A 14,363-nucleotide genomic window follows, 5' to 3' on the forward strand; every position below is an offset into this window, starting at 1 on the left:
AAACCCCCGTCCCGAACAGATCGAGGGACGAGGATTCCAGTCGTATTGGGAGGCGTTTAGGCGGCGACCAGCTCGGCCGAGACGGTGGCGAACGCCCAGTCCAGCCAAGGGGTCAGGGCTTCCAGATCCGAAGCCTCGACGGTGGCGCCGCACCAGATGCGCAGGCCGGCCGGGGCGTCGCGATAGCCGCCGATATCGAGGGCCGCGCCCTCTTTCTCGAGCAGGCTGGCCAGCTTCTTGGCGAAGTCGGCCTGGGCGTCTTCCGGCAGGGCGGCGATCGCAGGATCGACGACCTTGAGGCACACCGAGGTGTTGGAGCGGATGTCCGGCGTGGCGGCCAGGAAATCGACCCACGGGGTCTTGGCCACCCAGTCGGCGATCACGGCCAGGTTCTGGTCGGCGCGCGATTGCATGCCTTCCAGACCGCCGATGGACGAGGCCCACTTCAGGGCGTCCAGCGCGTCTTCCACGCAGAGCATCGACGGCGTGTTGATGGTCGCGCCCTCGAAGATGTCGAGGGAAACCTTGTTGCCGCCGTCCTTGTTGGCCTTGGTCATGCGGAACAGCTTGGGCATCGGCCAGGCCGGCGTGTAGCTCTCGAGGCGCGCCACCGCGCGGGGCGACAGGATCAGCACGCCGTGCGCGCCTTCGCCGCCCAGCGCCTTCTGCCAGGAGAAGGTCACGACATCGAGCTTGGTCCAGTCCAGGTCCTGGGCGAAGGCGGCGCTGGTGGCGTCGCAGATGGTGATGCCTTCACGGTCGGCCGCGATGAAGTCGGCGTTCGGGACGCGGACGCCCGAGGTCGTGCCGTTCCAGGTGAAGACCAGGTCCTTGGCCGGATCGACCTTGGAGGTGTCGGGCAGCTGGCCGTAGGGCGCGTCGAGCACCTCGACATTGGGCAGCTTCAATTGCTTGGTGACGTCGGTGACCCAGTCCTTGCCGAAGGACTCAAAGGCCATCAGCTGCACGGGGCGGGCGCCCAGCATCGACCACATCGCCATTTCGACGGCGCCGGTGTCGGAGCCGGCGACGATGCCGATCAGGAAGTCTGCCGGGACTTCCAGCACTTCGCGGGTCTGGTCGATGGCGGCCTTCAGGCGCGCCTTGCCCAGCTTCGAGCGGTGCGACCGGCCCAAAACAGCGTTTCTGAGATTTTCGGGGGTCCAGCCGGGGCGCTTGGCGCAGGGGCCGGAAGAGAACTCGGGGCGAGCCGGACGTTGCGCCGGCTTGGCGAAGGTAGTCATAGCGATGTCTCCCATCCTTACAGATGGACAGCGCCCCGTTGGGGGGGCGTGGCCCGCCGGCGAGAAACTCCGTTTCAGGCCGAAAGGCAAGGAGAGATTTGTCGCGGCGGTGGGCTTCCAGGCGCCAGCCGGCAATTATTTTGCGGCGCGCGTCCGCTTTCGCCAGGCCAGAAGCGTGCCGACCAGGATGCAGGCCAGAACGCCGATCGTGTCGACGTTATTGATGATCGCATAGGTGCGGTTTCGCGGCAGTTCGCCAACCAGATAGTAAGCGTGCAGGCTGAACTGGACAGCTTGCAGGATCATCGCACCGCCCAGCCAGACGCTTGTGTATCGCAAGGCCAAGAGCAAAAAGCCCAGCGCCAAAAATGCTTCGTCCATTAAAAGGAGTGTCGGCTGGAGGTCACGGGGCGCGAGGACGTGAATCGCCATCGCCACCGCAGCGGAGATCAGGACTAAGAGGGCGCCAAACCGCTCTGCCAGCCCGCCCTTTAGGAAGGCGACCACCAGGATGGCGACAAGCACCGTCCAGCCAATAATGGGCGCGAGAGAAGTGTACATGAAAAAGGCCTCTAACCGGAATTAGAGGCCTTAAGCAGTTAAACTATTGCAATGATCGTTAGACGGCTTCGCGGACAGCCGCAATATCCGCGCGCCGGAAGGCGCCTTCCGGCGGCTTGTCTTCAAAACCGACCATCTTGGTACGGACGCCGATGCGAAGCTTCACATCGTTCAGTTCATTGTGCATTTCGACCATGGCCGAGCGGGCTTCGCCCAACGCGGCAAGGGCCTCCACTAGCTTGGCGCTGGCGCGGTCGCCGACCACGGCCGACAGGCCGATGTCCTTGCGAGCGCGAAGCATGTCCGCCATCAGCTCGGCGGCTTCAACCATGGCCGCGTCAACGGCGTTTTCCGTCGCGAACAGCTTGGTCGCGATGCGTTGTGCAACAAAAACCTTGTCCATGCCCATCTCCCGTTAAGAACCTGTCAATTAAGGTAAACGAAGTCTTAACGAGTGTGCAATCAGAAACACGTCTTAGCGTTGTTTTGCCGCGCTATCTGACCGGCTTGGAAGCGAAGCGTTAGGGAGATGCCCCCAAAATGGGTCTCGGCATTCACCCGGGCCCCCAATGTCTGATCCGCTCCGCAGCACCGACGCTCCAACGCACGTTCCCCTCCAGGCGCGAATCGCGGGCGTGGCGCTGATCACCACGGTCATCGCCCTGGTCGCCGCCTGCGCCTGCTTCATGGTCCAGCAATGGAGCGTCGCCCGGCAGGAGGCCCGAGCCAATCATCAGGTTCTGACCCAGATGGTCGCGGCGGGCGCCGCCGCGCCCCTGGCTGCTGGCGACGTGGTCGGCGTCAGCAACGCCCTGGCCGCCGTCGCCAATGCGCCGCACGTGGCAGGCGTGCAGATTTCCGACCTGCAGGGCCGCGTGGTCGCCCACCTTGGCGCCGCGCCCGAGGCCGGAAAATCGACCCAGACCGTCGAGAAGAAGATCCTGCTGGACGGCCGGCAGATCGGAACCCTGGCCCTGGTGGCCCGCGAACCGCGGTTGGAACAGATCCTGGCCCGCGACCTGGCCCTGACCGGCACGCTGTTCTTTGGCTCGGCCGGACTGGCGATCCTGCTGGCGAACGGCCTGGCGCGCCGCATGACGCGCCCGATGCAGCGCCTGACCGAGGCCATGCAGGCCGTGGCCGCCGACGGACGCTTCCGCCCCGTAGAGCAGACCAGCGAGGACGACGTCTTCCAGAGCCTGACCGAAAGTTTCAACCAGCTGGTCAGCCGGCTGGAGATCAATGACCAGGACCTTCGCGGAGCCATGGCCGAGCTGGTCAAGGCGCGCGATGAAGCCAACGCCGCCAATGTCCTGAAATCCCACTTCCTGGCCAATATGAGCCACGAGATCCGCACGCCGCTGAACGGCGTTCTGGCCATGGCCGAGGTCATGGCGATGGACGAGCTCAAGCCCGCCCAGCAAGAGCGCCTGATGGTAATCCGCGAGTCGGGCGGCCTCCTGCTGGCCGTGCTGAACGATGTGCTCGATCTCTCCAAGATCGAGGCCGGCCGTCTGGACCTGGCAGCCGAGGACTTCGACCTGCCCGCCCTGGCGGTCTCTCTGCGCGACAGCTTCGCCGGCGAAGCGCGTGACAAGGGCCTGGCCTTTGAAGTCGCGGTGGCCGCCGAAGCCCAGGGCGTCTGGCGCGGCGATGTCGACCGCCTGCGGCAGATCCTCGGCAACCTGATCTCCAACGCCCTGAAGTTCACTCCGGCCGGCGCGGTGGCGGTGCGGTTTGCCTCCGCCGAAGATGGCTCGGGCCTGCGGATCGACGTGGCTGACACCGGTATCGGCATCTCTGCCGAGATGCAGCCGCGACTGTTCGACAAGTTCGTCCAGGCCGACAGCTCGATGACCCGCCAGTTCGGCGGCTCGGGTCTGGGCCTGGCGATCTGCCGCGAGCTGGCCACCCTGATGGGCGGCGGGATCGCCGTGCAGAGCCGAGAGGGCCGGGGCTCGACCTTTACCGTGGTTCTCTCCATGCCGCGCGGCGACGCCGAGGCCACCGTCGCCGGAGCCGTGGAGGCGCGCCCAGCGGCCCCTCGCACCCGTCCGCGCGTGCTGGCCGCCGACGACAATCCGACCAATCAGAAGGTCATCGCCGCCGTCCTGGCCCCGCTGGGCGCCGAGGTCGAACTGGTCTCAGACGGCGCGGCCTGTATCGAGGCCTGGAAGCGCGGCGGACACGACATCATTCTGATGGACATCCACATGCCGATCATGGATGGCGTCGAGGCCGCCAGGACCATCCGCGAACTGGAACGGGCCGAAGGCCGGGCCCGCACGCCGATCGTGGCGGTCACGGCCAACGCCCTGGCCCACCAGGTCGAGGGCTATCTGGCCGCCGGCATGGACGGCCATGTCGCCAAGCCGATCGAAGTGACCAAGCTCTATGCGGCCATCGAAGCGGCCATGACCGCCGCGCGCCTCGCCGACGCGGCCTGAAGGCGGCTGGCGAAGATTCTCCCAACCTGAACGCCAGACAACGAGCGGCTCAGAACCGCTTCAGGCTGGGCATGGTTTCTTCAGATCAACGTCATCCACCCGGGCGGCGGAGAGCTTGAAGAGGAACCGACCGATGAAAAAGATCCTGCTTTCGATCACGGCGGTCTCGGCCCTGGTGGCCGCCACCGTTGTCCCCGCTGTTGCGTCCGCCCAGTCCTTCAATCACCGCCAGGACCGCCTGGAGCGCCGCATTGACCAAGGCCTGCGCAACGGTTCGCTGAGCCGTGGCGAAGCCTATCGCCTCAACGCCCAGCTGCGCGAAACCGCCCGCCTCGAATACCGCTATCGCCGCGATGGCCTGAGCGGCTGGGAGCGCGCCGACCTGGATCGTCGCTTCGACCGCATCAGCGCCGCCATCCGCTACGAGCGTCACGACCGTGACTATGGCTCAGGCTATGGCCGCGACCGCGACCACGACCGCGACTATCGCGATCACCGCGACGACTATCGCCCGCGCTGGTAGTCCCGACGCCGGTCAGACCGGCTCCAGACGGAGCCGGCTTTCCACCACCGTAAAGCCGCGGCCGCGCAACAGAACGCGCGCGCCGCGGCTTTCGCAGTCCAGGTCCCCGCCTCGCCCGGGATACGCCTGATGGAAGCTCAGCGCCTCGCGCCCCAGCCGCTCGCCAAACAGCGGCATCAGCATGCAGTGGGCCGAGCCCGTCGTCGGATCCTCGGGGATGCCGCAGCCCGGCGCGAAGAAGCGACTGACCACCTGATAGGGCCGATCCGGATCGGCCAGGGCCACGGCCACAATCTGGCCCGGACCGCCCGTAGCCTCGCCGCCAATCAGCTTCACCGCCGCCTGATCGGGCGTCAGCGCGCGGACGGTCGCCTCGTCCTTCATCACCGCGATCAGATACATGCCGGCCCAGACCTCGACCGGCGCCGCGCCCAGGGCCTCGGTCAGGCCTTCGGGAAGCGAGACCCTGCGCGGCGGATCGGCGGGAAAATCCATCTCCAGACGCTCGCCGTCGCGACGCACGGTCAGGGCGCCCGCCTGGGTGTCGAAGGTCAGCAGCGGCGCGTCGACGCCCTGCTCGAAGAACAGCGCATGCGCCGCCGCCAGGGTGGCGTGACCGCAGATCGGCGCCTCGACGGCGGGGGTGAACCAGCGCAGGCCAAACCGCGCCGGATCGGCGGTCTTCAACAGGAACGAGGTCTCGGCCTGGTTGTTCTCACCCGCCATGGCCTGCATCCAGGCCGTTGAGGGCCACGCGTCGAAGGGTTCGACCACACAGGCCGGGTTACCCCTGAAGGGCGCGGAGGCGAAGGCGTCGATGGTCCACTGGCGCATGGGGCGGATCTTTCAGAGGAAGACGCCGACAGGGCTAATTCGGATTGATCCACAGATCAAAGATAACATTGTCATGATGACAATCTGTAACCGCTCTCCCCGGCGAAGGCCGGGGCCCAGATCGAACCCGAACACATTGTGGATAGGGCTCAGGCTGAAGGCGCATCATCCCAAACCGCTCTGGATGATTCTGGACCCCGGCCTTCGCCGGGGAGAGCGGGAGTGGTGGCGTTCAAGCCCCCTCCACCGTGATCTCCGGCCAGCGCGCCTGGGCCGAGCCTGTCGTCCGTTTCCAGCCGCCCGTGCCCTTCAGCCGCAGGGGATTGGGCCGCAGATGCATCGCAAACAGGTCGTCCAGCCCGAACGGCGCGAAGACGCTCAGGGTGTCATCGGCCTCCATCCGTACGCCCACGCAGAAGGCGGTGGCCACGAAACGCTTCAGCGCGGCGGCGCTGTCTTCCAGCGGCGGATAGGGCTCGTCGGCCCCGAACTTCTTTTCGAACCACAGATGCACCCGGGCCTGGTTGCGCACCTCGACCAGGTCGCGCAGCGGTGGCTCAAAGGCGGCGGCGACCCGCTGGATCACGACATCCTCGGCCTCGTAGGAGGTGTCGGAGGCGTCGTGATAGGCGACGTCATAGTCCTTGATCCCGTAGTCGGGCGCGCGGCCGGTCAGGTGGTTCCAGACCGGTTGATAGATGGCGCCGGAAAAGATCATCGCATCGGGCAGATCCAGATCCCGAACGACGCGCAACACCTGCATCGTAGTCGGCACACCATGGACGATGTCGATCAGGCGGGCTTCCAGGGAACCGGTCATTTGCGCAGCATCCATCCGTGATCCAGGGGGCCATGCCCTTGGCCGAAGCCCGGCGCGCGCAACATCGCCTCGTGCACATAGTTCCAGGCCCGCGCCACCGCCTGTTCCAGCGGCAGGCCCTGGGCCAGGCCCGTCGCGCAGGCGCTGGCCAGGGTGCAGCCGGTGCCGTGGGTGTGGCGGGTGTCGATCCGCTCGCCCTCGAAGGTGGTCTCGCCGGCCGGGGTCATCAGCACGTCGATCATCCGGTCGCCCTCAATGTGCCCGCCCTTCATCAGCACGGCCCGGGCGCCCATGGCCAGCAGCGCCTCGCCGGCCCGGCGCAGGTCGTCGGTGGTCTCGACGCTCAACCCGGTCAGGGCCGCGGCCTCGGGCGCATTGGGGGTCAGCAGGGCGGCGCGGGGGATCATCAGGCTTTTCACCGCCCCGATGGCGGCGTCGGCCAGCAGGCTGGCCCCGCCCTTGGCGACCATCACCGGGTCGACCACCACCGGGACGTTTTTGGCGTATTCCAGAATGACGGCGACCGTCTCGACCACGCCCACATCGCCCAGCATGCCGGTCTTGATGGCGTCGGCCCCGATATCGTCGAGCACGGCGCGGGCCTGGGCGGCGATGATCTCCAACGGGATCGGATGCACGCCGGTGACGCCCAGCGTGTTCTGCACCGTCACGGCGGTGATGGCGGTGGCCGCATAGCCGCCCAGGGCGGTGATGGTCTTGATGTCGGCCTGAATGCCCGCGCCGCCGCCGGAATCCGATCCGGCGATGACGAGAACGCGGCCTTGCTGAGCGTGGGTCATGACGGCAGTCCTAGGGGGGAATCGGCGGAGTGCGAAGAGGGCGGCGGCATTGGCGTCCAGGCCCCCTTCCCCCATCAAAGGGGGAAGGGAGAAGACACGGGCTCTCAGCCTCGCGCCGAAAACGGCTGCAAGTGGGTCGGGGAGGCGCGAAGCGGCCGGGGCGAACCCGGATGACCGTGATGTGTTGTGTGCGTTTCGGCTCGACCTGTCCGCTTCGCAGAAGCTGTTCTTGCGTGAGGATTGGGCCAAGCGAGCGTCTTTCAGCTCTGATACCCAAGAGCCCCCGTACGGGCGCGCACCAAGGTCAATCGGCTAACCGTCTCGACCCCCGACGATGCGCGATAGGCGGGTTTACGATCCCTCGCCCTGTTGCTCCACGCTGTTCCTCCGACGAGCCCTCCGGTGGTCCCGGATCTATCCAACGAACAGACCACCTTCGTCCTCGCCGCGTGACCGCGCGGCCCCGCTCAGCTCCATCCCCATCGCCGCTGTTGGGCCGGATCCAGGCGCCTCCCCCTGCGACAGGGACAGCTATGATTATGCAGTGGGTTTGAGCGCCGAGGATTGGCGCGATCAACTTTTTTACAAGCGGTTGATTTTGTTGACCTCGGCCCCGGAAAGTACGGGGATAGGCTGCGCTGCATCCCCGCACTTGCCCCCTACGGGCTGCTGCGCAGCCGTCTTCCCCCGGAGGGGGAAGATGAGGTCGGCGCGTTTCATCTTCCCCCTGACAAGGGGGAGGACGACCGCGTAGCGGTCAGGAGGGGGCCTGCGGCGTTGGCCGGAGAAACACCGCCGCTTCGCGCCAGCGTCTCCATCGCGGTCCAGGCTGAACCCTAAGCCCGGCTGCGGGCCTTGGCCGGGGCGGCGGTCTCGGTCCCGCGAATGCGGTCGACCATCGCGAACAACTGGCTGCGGACGCCAAATTCGTCACCCGCCATGGCGGTGCTTTCCAGCAGGGCCAGCAGGTCGGCGTCGATGATCGGGCACGGCGTCTGGGGCGCGGCTTCGATCACCCCCGGCGCCTTGGGCCTGGCGGCTTCGTTGACGTCGACCAGCACCTCGGTGAGCTTTTCGCCGGGGCGAAGGCCGGTGATGCGGATCTCGATATCGCGGTCGGGGACCAGGCCCTGCAGTTCGATCATGCGGCGGGCCAGGTCGATGATCTTGACCGGCTCGCCCATCTCCAGGGTCAGCACGCCGGCCGGCGGCTCGGACGAGGTGGTCGACAGGGCCACGGCGCGCAGCACCAGTTGCACCGCCTCGGGGATGGTCATGAAGAAGCGTTCGACCTCGGCGTCGGTCAGGGTGATCGGGCCGCCGCGGGCGATCTGGTGCTGGAACAGCGGCACCACCGAACCGGCCGAGCCCAGCACATTGCCGAACCGCACGATGCTGACCCGCGTCTCGTGGCTGGAGCCGTACTGGCGGGCCAGGGCCTCGGCGACGCGCTTGGTCGCGCCCATCACGCTGGTCGGGGCCACGGCCTTGTCGGTCGAGATCAGCGCCATGTGCGCCGCCCCGAAGGCCTTGGCGGCCATGGCCACGTTGCGGGTGCCCAGCACGTTGGTGCGGGCGCCTTCGCAGGGATGGTTCTCGACCATGGTGACGTGCTTGAGCGCCGCGGCGTGGAAGACGATCTCGGGCCGCTCGGCGGCGAACACGCGGTCCAGCCGGGCGGCGTCGCGGACGTCGCACAGGACCTCGCGGCGCAACAGGGAGGGCCAGGCCTCGCCCAGCTCGCGGTCGATATGGAAGAGGTTGGCCTCGGAGACATCCAGCAGGGTCAGCTGGGCGCAGCCGCTGGCGGCGATCTGGCGGCACAGCTCTGAGCCGATGCTGCCGCCGGCCCCGGTGACCAGAACCCGGCGGCCGGCCACCAGGGTGCGGACGGGCTCGGGATCCAGACACACGGGCGGGCGGCTGAGCAGTTCCTCGAGGCTGATTTCGCGCAGGGCGGTGGCGGTGTGGCCCATCTCGACCACGCCATGGCGGCGCAGCAGGCGCATGCCCTCGCTCTTCAGCCGGCCCAGGCGCTCGGAGCCGAAGGCGCTCATCGGGCTGTCGGCCAGAAACAGGATGGCCGCCGGGGCCAGGCCGCCCTCGCGCAGTTGCGCCAGCACCGAGTCGAAGGCCGCGATCGAGCCCAGCACGCAGACGCCGCGCAGTTCGTCGCCCGTTTCCCGTTCGAGCGGCGAGACCACCCCGACCGGGGTGTAGCGTTCGCCAAGGCCGGTCGGAGCCCGCAGGAATTCCTCGGCCTCGGCGGCGGCGCCGACGATCAGCAGGCGGGGCTGGGCGGGATGGGCGGCGCCCGTGCGCAGGCCAAGAACCGATTCGAACAGTACGCGCTCGTGCAGGCCGCGACGCACGACCCGCAGGCTGGCCAGCAGGAAGACCTGGATCACGAACGCGCCGATCAGGGCGCGAAGGCCCTCGAACCGCGCGGTGACCAGCCAGAGCAGGGCGGCGAAAACCAGACAGGTGACGAAGGCCGAACGGGCCAGACGCAGGATGTCGCTGGCCGCCACGAAGCGCCATGGCACGCGCTCAACGCGAAGCACCAGCTCGACCAGCAGCGCCGAGACGGCGAACAGAGCGGCCTGGGGCAAGACGTGCATGTCGATCGTCGTGACGCCGGCCAAGACCCTGCCAGCCAGGAAGGCCAGGAAGGCTAGCAGCGTGTGCGCTGCGATCTTTCCCGCACGACCCATAGACGAAACCTCTACTTCAAACGCCCGGCCTAGACCCGGAGTCGTCCGGGCTTAGCACGCCTGCTCGCCGCCGTCCTCCCCGTCACCCCACGCTTTCTCAAGCCCGTGCGAGCGGCAGAACCTCGACGATGTCGCCGGCAGACGCGGCGGCCGCGTTGACCGGCCGCCGGACCAGAGCATCGGCCCTGGAGAAGACGCCGACCAGCGAGGAATCCTGATCGGGGAATGCCGAGGCGATCGCTCGCCCCTGGGGATCGATCGACAGGCTCGCCCGCATCCAGTGTTCGCGGGGGCCGTTGGCGCCTAGCGGCGCGGCCAGATGCGCCGGGATCATGGCTGGAGCGGGGTCGCGCCCGGTCAGGGCGGCCAGCAGCGGACGCAGAAAGAGCTCGGCGCAGACCAGGGCCGAGGCCGGATTGCCGGGCAGGCCCAGAACGCGCCGGCCATCCCCCAGGGTTCCGAACCAGGTCGGTTTGCCCGGACGGATGGCGATGGTCTCGACCCGCAGGGCCAGGCCCAGCCGGTCCATCGCCGGCTTGACCAGGTCGTGATCGCCGACCGATGCGCCGCCGACGGTGACGATCAGATCGGCCTCGATGCCGGCCACCGAGGCGGCGATGGCCTCGGCATTGTCGGCGGCGGCGGTCAGGCGCGTGGCCGATCCGCCCCAGGTCTCGACCAGGGCGGCCAGGGCGATGGAGCCCGACTCGAAGATCTGGTCGGCAGCGGGGTCGCCGCCCGGCTGGACCAGCTCGTCGCCGGTGGCCAGGATGGCGACACGCGGCCGGCGGGCGACCTCCAGCGTGGCGCGGCCCGCCGCCGCGACCAGGGACAGCCGCCACGGATCGAGGCGGACGCCGGCCTCCAGCAGGCGGTCGCCGGATCGGAAATCGCCGCCGGCCGGTCGGATGTTGGAGCGGGGATCGTCGTCGGGGGCAAAGCGCACGGTGTCGCCGTCGCGCCGGGCCTCTTCCTGGATGATCACCAGATCAGCCCCGGCCGGAACGGGCGCGCCGGTGAAGATGCGGACCGCCTCGCCCTGGGTCACGACGCCGGCATAGGCCTTGCCTGCAGCGCTCTCTCCGGCGACGCGAAAGACGGCGTCCGGCGCCAGGTCGGCGCGGCGGATAGCCCAGCCGTCCATGGCCGAGGCGGCGAAAGGCGGCTGGTCGCGGGTGGCGTCGATGGACCGGGCCAGCACCCGGCCCAGAGCCTCGCCGATCGCGACGGTCTCAGCGCCCAGCGGCATGGCGTCGGCCAGCATCCGGGCGCGCGCCTCCTGGACGGTGAGGTTCTTGAGCGGCGCCTGGGTCATGCCCTAGCCGACGAAGGCCCGCTCGATGACGAAGTCGCCCGGCTCGGCGTTGGAGCCTTCCTTCAGGCCGTGGGCCTCGAGCAGGGCGGCGGTGTCCTTGATCATGGCCATAGAGCCGCACAGCATGGCGCGGTCGTTCTCGGGATCGAACCGGTCGGTGTCCAGGCCCAGGTCGCGGAACAGCTGGCCGCTCTCGATCAGGTCGGTGAAGCGGCCCTGACGCTCGAACGGCTCGCGGGTGACGGTCGGATAATAGATCAGCTGGGCCCTGGCCTCGTCGCCGACCAGCGGGTCGTCGAAGATCTCGTGGGTGAACAGCTCACGATAGGCCAGTTCCTTCACCTCGCGCACGCCGTGACAGACGATGACCTTCTCGAAGCGGCTATAGGCGTCGGGGTCGCGGGCCACCGCCAGCCAGGGGGCCAGGCCGGTGCCGGTGCCGAACAGGAACAGGCGCTTGCCGGGACGCACCGCGTCCAAAACGAGGGTGCCGGTCGGCTTTTTGCCCAGCAGCACCGGGTCGCCGGGCTGGATCAGCTGCAGGCGCGAGGTCAGAGGGCCGTCGGGAACCTTGATCGAGAAGAATTCCAGCTCCTCGGCGAAGCTGGGCGAGGCGATCGAATAGGCGCGCAGGATCGGCTTCTTCTCGCCCAGCTCTTCGCGGGGCGGCAGGCCGATCATCACGAACTCGCCCGATCGGAAGCGGAAGCTGGCCGGCCGGGTGATGGCGAAGCTGAACAGGCGGTCGGTCCAGTGCTTCACCCACAGCACGGTTTCCACGTACTGGGCGGCTTCCTTGACCGGGGCGGCGGGGACAGGGGCGGCGGGGGTGGGGGCGGCCGTCATCGTCAATGTTTCGGTCCTGTGCGCAGAGGCGCGAAAAGGTAAATCCAGTCTCGTCGCCACGGCCCTGAGGCGACGCTGGTTTCATTTGAGGAGCGGGGCAAGGAAGTCAACTCAGCTCCTCTGATGCCGGCCCGGGAAAATCTTTCGCCAAACTGTCAAAACGCGCGGCAACGCTTTTTCAAAATGCGTCAAAAATGTGATTGCCGACCACCCAAAGGGGGCGCAGACTTCGTTTTGCTTCGTTCGCGGAGCCAACGATACGGAGGAACGTATGCGGGTAAGGTTCGTGAGGGCCGCCGCGGCGGCCAGTCTGTTAGCGTTTGGTTTGGCCGGTTGTGGTGATGGCGGCGCGAAGACAAAAGTCGCGCAGGCCCAACAAGTTATCTTGGAAGCCAAGTCTGTCACGGCGTCCGGCTGCGTGCGGCCGGTCGAGACCACGTCGTGTCTTGTGGTTCGCGGTCGCGCGGGCGGATATTACGATATCAGCTCCGCCAGTCCGGCGCCGGATCCCTCAAAGGGTGTGGCCATCTCCCTGCAGGGCAAGGACCTGGGCAAGAACACGGAGTGCGGCCGTCAGCTGACGGACGTGAAGTGGTCCTATCTGGGCATTCAGTGCGCCGCCCCGTCGACCTCGGCCTCGACCGAAAAGGCCGAAAAGAAGGCGGGCTAGACATCCAGGCCGGGACGGGCGGCGCGTCAGCGACCGCCCGACGGTTTCAGCTTTCGCCTGACCCTGGATCCGTGCGGGTCTTGGGAGACTGTGTGCTGTCTTCGCTGCCGTGCGGCTCTGTCGCCGGGCGCGGCGGCTTGCCGTCGCTTGAGGGCGGCCGAAGATTCTCGTTCTCGACGGAGGGATTCGAGGCGCGCTGCGATTTCGCGAGCGGCGCCGGCGCGTCCTGGGCTGTGATGGGCTGGCTCATGCCGTCTCAACGCGCGGACCGGCGCGTTCGATCCATCGCGTTCAAGGGCCCTGTCCGTCGGCTTCTGGCCTCGACGCCGGGCCGGTTTGCCGAGGTTCGACCTCGTCTTGCGGACTTTCATCGACGCCAACGCCACGCAGACGGCTTGCGGCCGCTTGCCCGGCGGAGACGACCCTGCTAAATGGCGCGGCTCTGGCGATTGGACCCAGCGCGCCGACGGCCCTTGAAGGCTTGCGGCGGGTTATCCATTTCCAGAGACCGGGACCCGAAAGGGGCCATGGTCTGCAGGAGTGTAGCTCAGCTGGTAGAGCGTCGGTCTCCAAAACCGAAAGTCGTGGGTTCGAGTCCCCCCACTCCTGCCATTTTATGTTTTCGATAGGTCCGGCTCCCGGCCCTGTCGTATTTGAAAGTCGTGAGCCTCAAGAGCATGGCCAGGAAACCGGGTTCGAGCCCGTCCGCGATCAAGAGCCGCGCCGCCCGTACGGCGGCAGCGCTCGCGCCCGCCGGCGGCGCCCCCGCTGCGGCGGCGACGCCCAAGAAGAAGCGCACGAATCCCGTGCAGTTCTTCCGTGAAGTGCGCGCCGAAGCCCGCAAGATCACCTGGACGACCCGCAAGGAGACCTGGATCACCTCGGTGATGGTCTTCATGATGGTGGTTCTGGCGGCTATCTTCTTCTCGGCGGTCGATGGGCTGCTGGGCCTCGGAGCCAAGGCGCTCCTGTCGTTCGCCGCGGGATAAGAGACCATGAGCACCGAAACCGCGTCCAACCCGAACCACAAGTGGTACATCGTCCACGCCTACTCGAACTTCGAGAAGAAGGTGGCTGACAGCATCCGCGAGCAAGCCAAGAGCCAGGGGCTCGAGGACAGCTTCTCCGAAATCCTGGTTCCGACCGAGAACGTCGTCGAGATCCGTCGCGGTCGCAAGGTCGACGCCGAACGCAAGTTCTTCCCCGGCTATGTGCTGGTGAAAATGAACCTCTCGGACGAAGCCTATCACCTGATCAAGAACACGCCGAAGGTCACCGGCTTCCTGGGCAGCGCCTCCAAGCCGCAGCCCGTCTCGGAAAAGGAAGTCCAGCGCATCATCGGCACGATCGAAGAAGGCGTCGAGCGTCCCAAGACGGTCGTGCTGTTCGAGATCGGCGAGAACGTCCGCGTCACCGACGGCCCGTTCGCCAGCTTCAACGGCTCGGTCGAGCAGGTCGACGAAGAGCGCTCGCGCCTTCGCGTCACCGTATCGATCTTCGGCCGGGCGACCCCGGTCGAGCTGGAATACAATCAGGTCGAAAAGATCAGCTGATCTCGACTTCGGTCTGCGTTTCGAAAACCCCGCGCC

General features: G+C 67.3%; 15 protein-coding genes and 1 tRNA gene. 6 read left to right on the top strand and 10 right to left on the bottom strand.

Annotated features, from left to right (window positions below):
• Nucleotides 1-56: 56 nt before the first annotated feature.
• From ACN2C7_RS03750 to ACN2C7_RS03760, 3 genes are all read right to left on the bottom strand, one after another.
• Nucleotides 57-1,244, bottom strand: a complete 1,188-nt coding sequence (locus ACN2C7_RS03750; RefSeq protein WP_419319943.1) for a phosphoserine transaminase — start codon at nucleotides 1,242-1,244, stop codon at nucleotides 57-59.
• Nucleotides 1,245-1,379: 135 nt separating this feature from the next.
• Nucleotides 1,380-1,805 (bottom strand): hypothetical protein, encoded by a 426-nt coding sequence (locus tag ACN2C7_RS03755; protein ID WP_419319944.1) that lies wholly within the window; start codon nucleotides 1,803-1,805, stop codon nucleotides 1,380-1,382.
• A gap of 58 nt (nucleotides 1,806-1,863) precedes the next feature.
• Nucleotides 1,864-2,214 carry a hypothetical protein gene (locus ACN2C7_RS03760; RefSeq protein WP_419319945.1) on the bottom strand — a complete coding sequence of 117 codons (351 nt, stop codon included), beginning with the start codon at nucleotides 2,212-2,214 and terminating at the stop codon, nucleotides 1,864-1,866.
• A 160-nt stretch (nucleotides 2,215-2,374) separates the two neighbouring features.
• Here ACN2C7_RS03760 and ACN2C7_RS03765 point away from each other — a divergent pair, with 160 nt between their 5' ends.
• Together ACN2C7_RS03765 and ACN2C7_RS03770 are read left to right on the top strand one after the other, a co-directional pair.
• Nucleotides 2,375-4,252 carry an ATP-binding protein gene (locus tag ACN2C7_RS03765; RefSeq protein ID WP_419319946.1) on the top strand — a complete coding sequence of 626 codons (1,878 nt, stop codon included), beginning with the start codon at nucleotides 2,375-2,377 and terminating at the stop codon, nucleotides 4,250-4,252.
• 133 nt (nucleotides 4,253-4,385) lie between these two features.
• Nucleotides 4,386-4,775 carry a hypothetical protein gene (locus ACN2C7_RS03770; protein WP_419319947.1) on the top strand — a complete coding sequence of 130 codons (390 nt, stop codon included), beginning with the start codon at nucleotides 4,386-4,388 and terminating at the stop codon, nucleotides 4,773-4,775.
• Between the two features lie 12 nt (nucleotides 4,776-4,787).
• On the opposite strand, the gene ACN2C7_RS03775 is transcribed toward ACN2C7_RS03770, so the two are convergent.
• From ACN2C7_RS03775 to ACN2C7_RS03800, 6 genes are all read right to left on the bottom strand, one after another.
• Nucleotides 4,788-5,609 (bottom strand): PhzF family phenazine biosynthesis protein, encoded by an 822-nt coding sequence (locus tag ACN2C7_RS03775; protein WP_419319948.1) that lies wholly within the window; start codon nucleotides 5,607-5,609, stop codon nucleotides 4,788-4,790.
• Nucleotides 5,610-5,841: 232 nt separating this feature from the next.
• Nucleotides 5,842-6,429 (bottom strand): nucleotidyltransferase family protein, encoded by a 588-nt coding sequence (locus tag ACN2C7_RS03780; protein ID WP_419319949.1) that lies wholly within the window; start codon nucleotides 6,427-6,429, stop codon nucleotides 5,842-5,844.
• Nucleotides 6,426-7,229: a bifunctional hydroxymethylpyrimidine kinase/phosphomethylpyrimidine kinase gene (gene thiD / locus ACN2C7_RS03785; RefSeq protein ID WP_419319950.1), complete on the bottom strand. Its 804-nt coding sequence runs from the start codon at nucleotides 7,227-7,229 to the stop codon at nucleotides 6,426-6,428. The genes ACN2C7_RS03780 and thiD overlap by 4 nt, the downstream gene beginning before the upstream one ends.
• A gap of 836 nt (nucleotides 7,230-8,065) precedes the next feature.
• Entirely contained in the window at nucleotides 8,066-9,943 is a 1,878-nt protein-coding gene (locus ACN2C7_RS03790; protein ID WP_419319951.1) for a polysaccharide biosynthesis protein, read from the bottom strand.
• A gap of 97 nt (nucleotides 9,944-10,040) precedes the next feature.
• Nucleotides 10,041-11,258: a gephyrin-like molybdotransferase Glp gene (gene glp / locus ACN2C7_RS03795; RefSeq protein ID WP_419319952.1), complete on the bottom strand. Its 1,218-nt coding sequence runs from the start codon at nucleotides 11,256-11,258 to the stop codon at nucleotides 10,041-10,043.
• Between the two features lie 3 nt (nucleotides 11,259-11,261).
• Complete coding sequence (locus ACN2C7_RS03800) at nucleotides 11,262-12,104, bottom strand: ferredoxin--NADP reductase (RefSeq protein WP_419319953.1); 843 nt, start codon at nucleotides 12,102-12,104, stop codon at nucleotides 11,262-11,264.
• 271 nt (nucleotides 12,105-12,375) lie between these two features.
• On the opposite strand from ACN2C7_RS03800, the gene ACN2C7_RS03805 reads away from it, so the two are divergent.
• Nucleotides 12,376-12,774, top strand: coding sequence for a hypothetical protein (locus ACN2C7_RS03805; protein ID WP_419319954.1), 399 nt, complete (start codon nucleotides 12,376-12,378; stop codon nucleotides 12,772-12,774).
• Between the two features lie 46 nt (nucleotides 12,775-12,820).
• Here the strand turns inward: ACN2C7_RS03805 and ACN2C7_RS03810 are convergent, their stop codons facing one another.
• Entirely contained in the window at nucleotides 12,821-13,024 is a 204-nt protein-coding gene (locus tag ACN2C7_RS03810; protein ID WP_419319956.1) for a hypothetical protein, read from the bottom strand.
• A gap of 286 nt (nucleotides 13,025-13,310) precedes the next feature.
• Here ACN2C7_RS03810 and ACN2C7_RS03815 point away from each other — a divergent pair.
• The 3 genes from ACN2C7_RS03815 (at nucleotide 13,311) to nusG (ending at nucleotide 14,327) form a co-directional block, all read left to right on the top strand.
• Nucleotides 13,311-13,386, top strand: a tRNA-Trp gene (locus tag ACN2C7_RS03815).
• A gap of 65 nt (nucleotides 13,387-13,451) precedes the next feature.
• Nucleotides 13,452-13,763 (top strand): preprotein translocase subunit SecE, encoded by a 312-nt coding sequence (gene secE, locus ACN2C7_RS03820; RefSeq protein WP_419319957.1) that lies wholly within the window; start codon nucleotides 13,452-13,454, stop codon nucleotides 13,761-13,763.
• Nucleotides 13,764-13,769: 6 nt separating this feature from the next.
• Nucleotides 13,770-14,327, top strand: a complete 558-nt coding sequence (nusG, locus tag ACN2C7_RS03825) for a transcription termination/antitermination protein NusG (protein WP_419319958.1) — start codon at nucleotides 13,770-13,772, stop codon at nucleotides 14,325-14,327.
• The last annotated feature ends 36 nt before the right edge of the window (nucleotides 14,328-14,363 follow it).

Source organism: Caulobacter sp. ErkDOM-E, from assembly GCF_048541895.1.
Classification (GTDB): Bacteria; Pseudomonadota; Alphaproteobacteria; order Caulobacterales; family Caulobacteraceae; genus Caulobacter.

What these genes read in the sequence shown, in the direction of transcription:
- ACN2C7_RS03775 (WP_419319948.1), bottom strand. Translation starts at nt 5,609, where the DNA reads ATGCGCCAGTGGACCATCGACGCCTTCGCCTCCGCGCCCTTCAGGGGT.
- ACN2C7_RS03780 (WP_419319949.1), bottom strand. Translation starts at nt 6,429, where the DNA reads ATGACCGGTTCCCTGGAAGCCCGCCTGATCGACATCGTCCATGGTGTG.
- ACN2C7_RS03770 (WP_419319947.1), top strand. Translation starts at nt 4,386, where the DNA reads ATGAAAAAGATCCTGCTTTCGATCACGGCGGTCTCGGCCCTGGTGGCC.
- ACN2C7_RS03810 (WP_419319956.1), bottom strand. Translation starts at nt 13,024, where the DNA reads ATGAGCCAGCCCATCACAGCCCAGGACGCGCCGGCGCCGCTCGCGAAA.
- secE (WP_419319957.1), top strand. Translation starts at nt 13,452, where the DNA reads ATGGCCAGGAAACCGGGTTCGAGCCCGTCCGCGATCAAGAGCCGCGCC.
- ACN2C7_RS03750 (WP_419319943.1), bottom strand. Translation starts at nt 1,244, where the DNA reads ATGACTACCTTCGCCAAGCCGGCGCAACGTCCGGCTCGCCCCGAGTTC.
- nusG (WP_419319958.1), top strand. Translation starts at nt 13,770, where the DNA reads ATGAGCACCGAAACCGCGTCCAACCCGAACCACAAGTGGTACATCGTC.
- ACN2C7_RS03790 (WP_419319951.1), bottom strand. Translation starts at nt 9,943, where the DNA reads ATGGGTCGTGCGGGAAAGATCGCAGCGCACACGCTGCTAGCCTTCCTG.
- ACN2C7_RS03800 (WP_419319953.1), bottom strand. Translation starts at nt 12,104, where the DNA reads ATGACGGCCGCCCCCACCCCCGCCGCCCCTGTCCCCGCCGCCCCGGTC.
- ACN2C7_RS03765 (WP_419319946.1), top strand. Translation starts at nt 2,375, where the DNA reads ATGTCTGATCCGCTCCGCAGCACCGACGCTCCAACGCACGTTCCCCTC.
- ACN2C7_RS03805 (WP_419319954.1), top strand. Translation starts at nt 12,376, where the DNA reads ATGCGGGTAAGGTTCGTGAGGGCCGCCGCGGCGGCCAGTCTGTTAGCG.
- glp (WP_419319952.1), bottom strand. Translation starts at nt 11,258, where the DNA reads ATGACCCAGGCGCCGCTCAAGAACCTCACCGTCCAGGAGGCGCGCGCC.
- ACN2C7_RS03760 (WP_419319945.1), bottom strand. Translation starts at nt 2,214, where the DNA reads ATGGGCATGGACAAGGTTTTTGTTGCACAACGCATCGCGACCAAGCTG.
- ACN2C7_RS03755 (WP_419319944.1), bottom strand. Translation starts at nt 1,805, where the DNA reads ATGTACACTTCTCTCGCGCCCATTATTGGCTGGACGGTGCTTGTCGCC.
- thiD (WP_419319950.1), bottom strand. Translation starts at nt 7,229, where the DNA reads ATGACCCACGCTCAGCAAGGCCGCGTTCTCGTCATCGCCGGATCGGAT.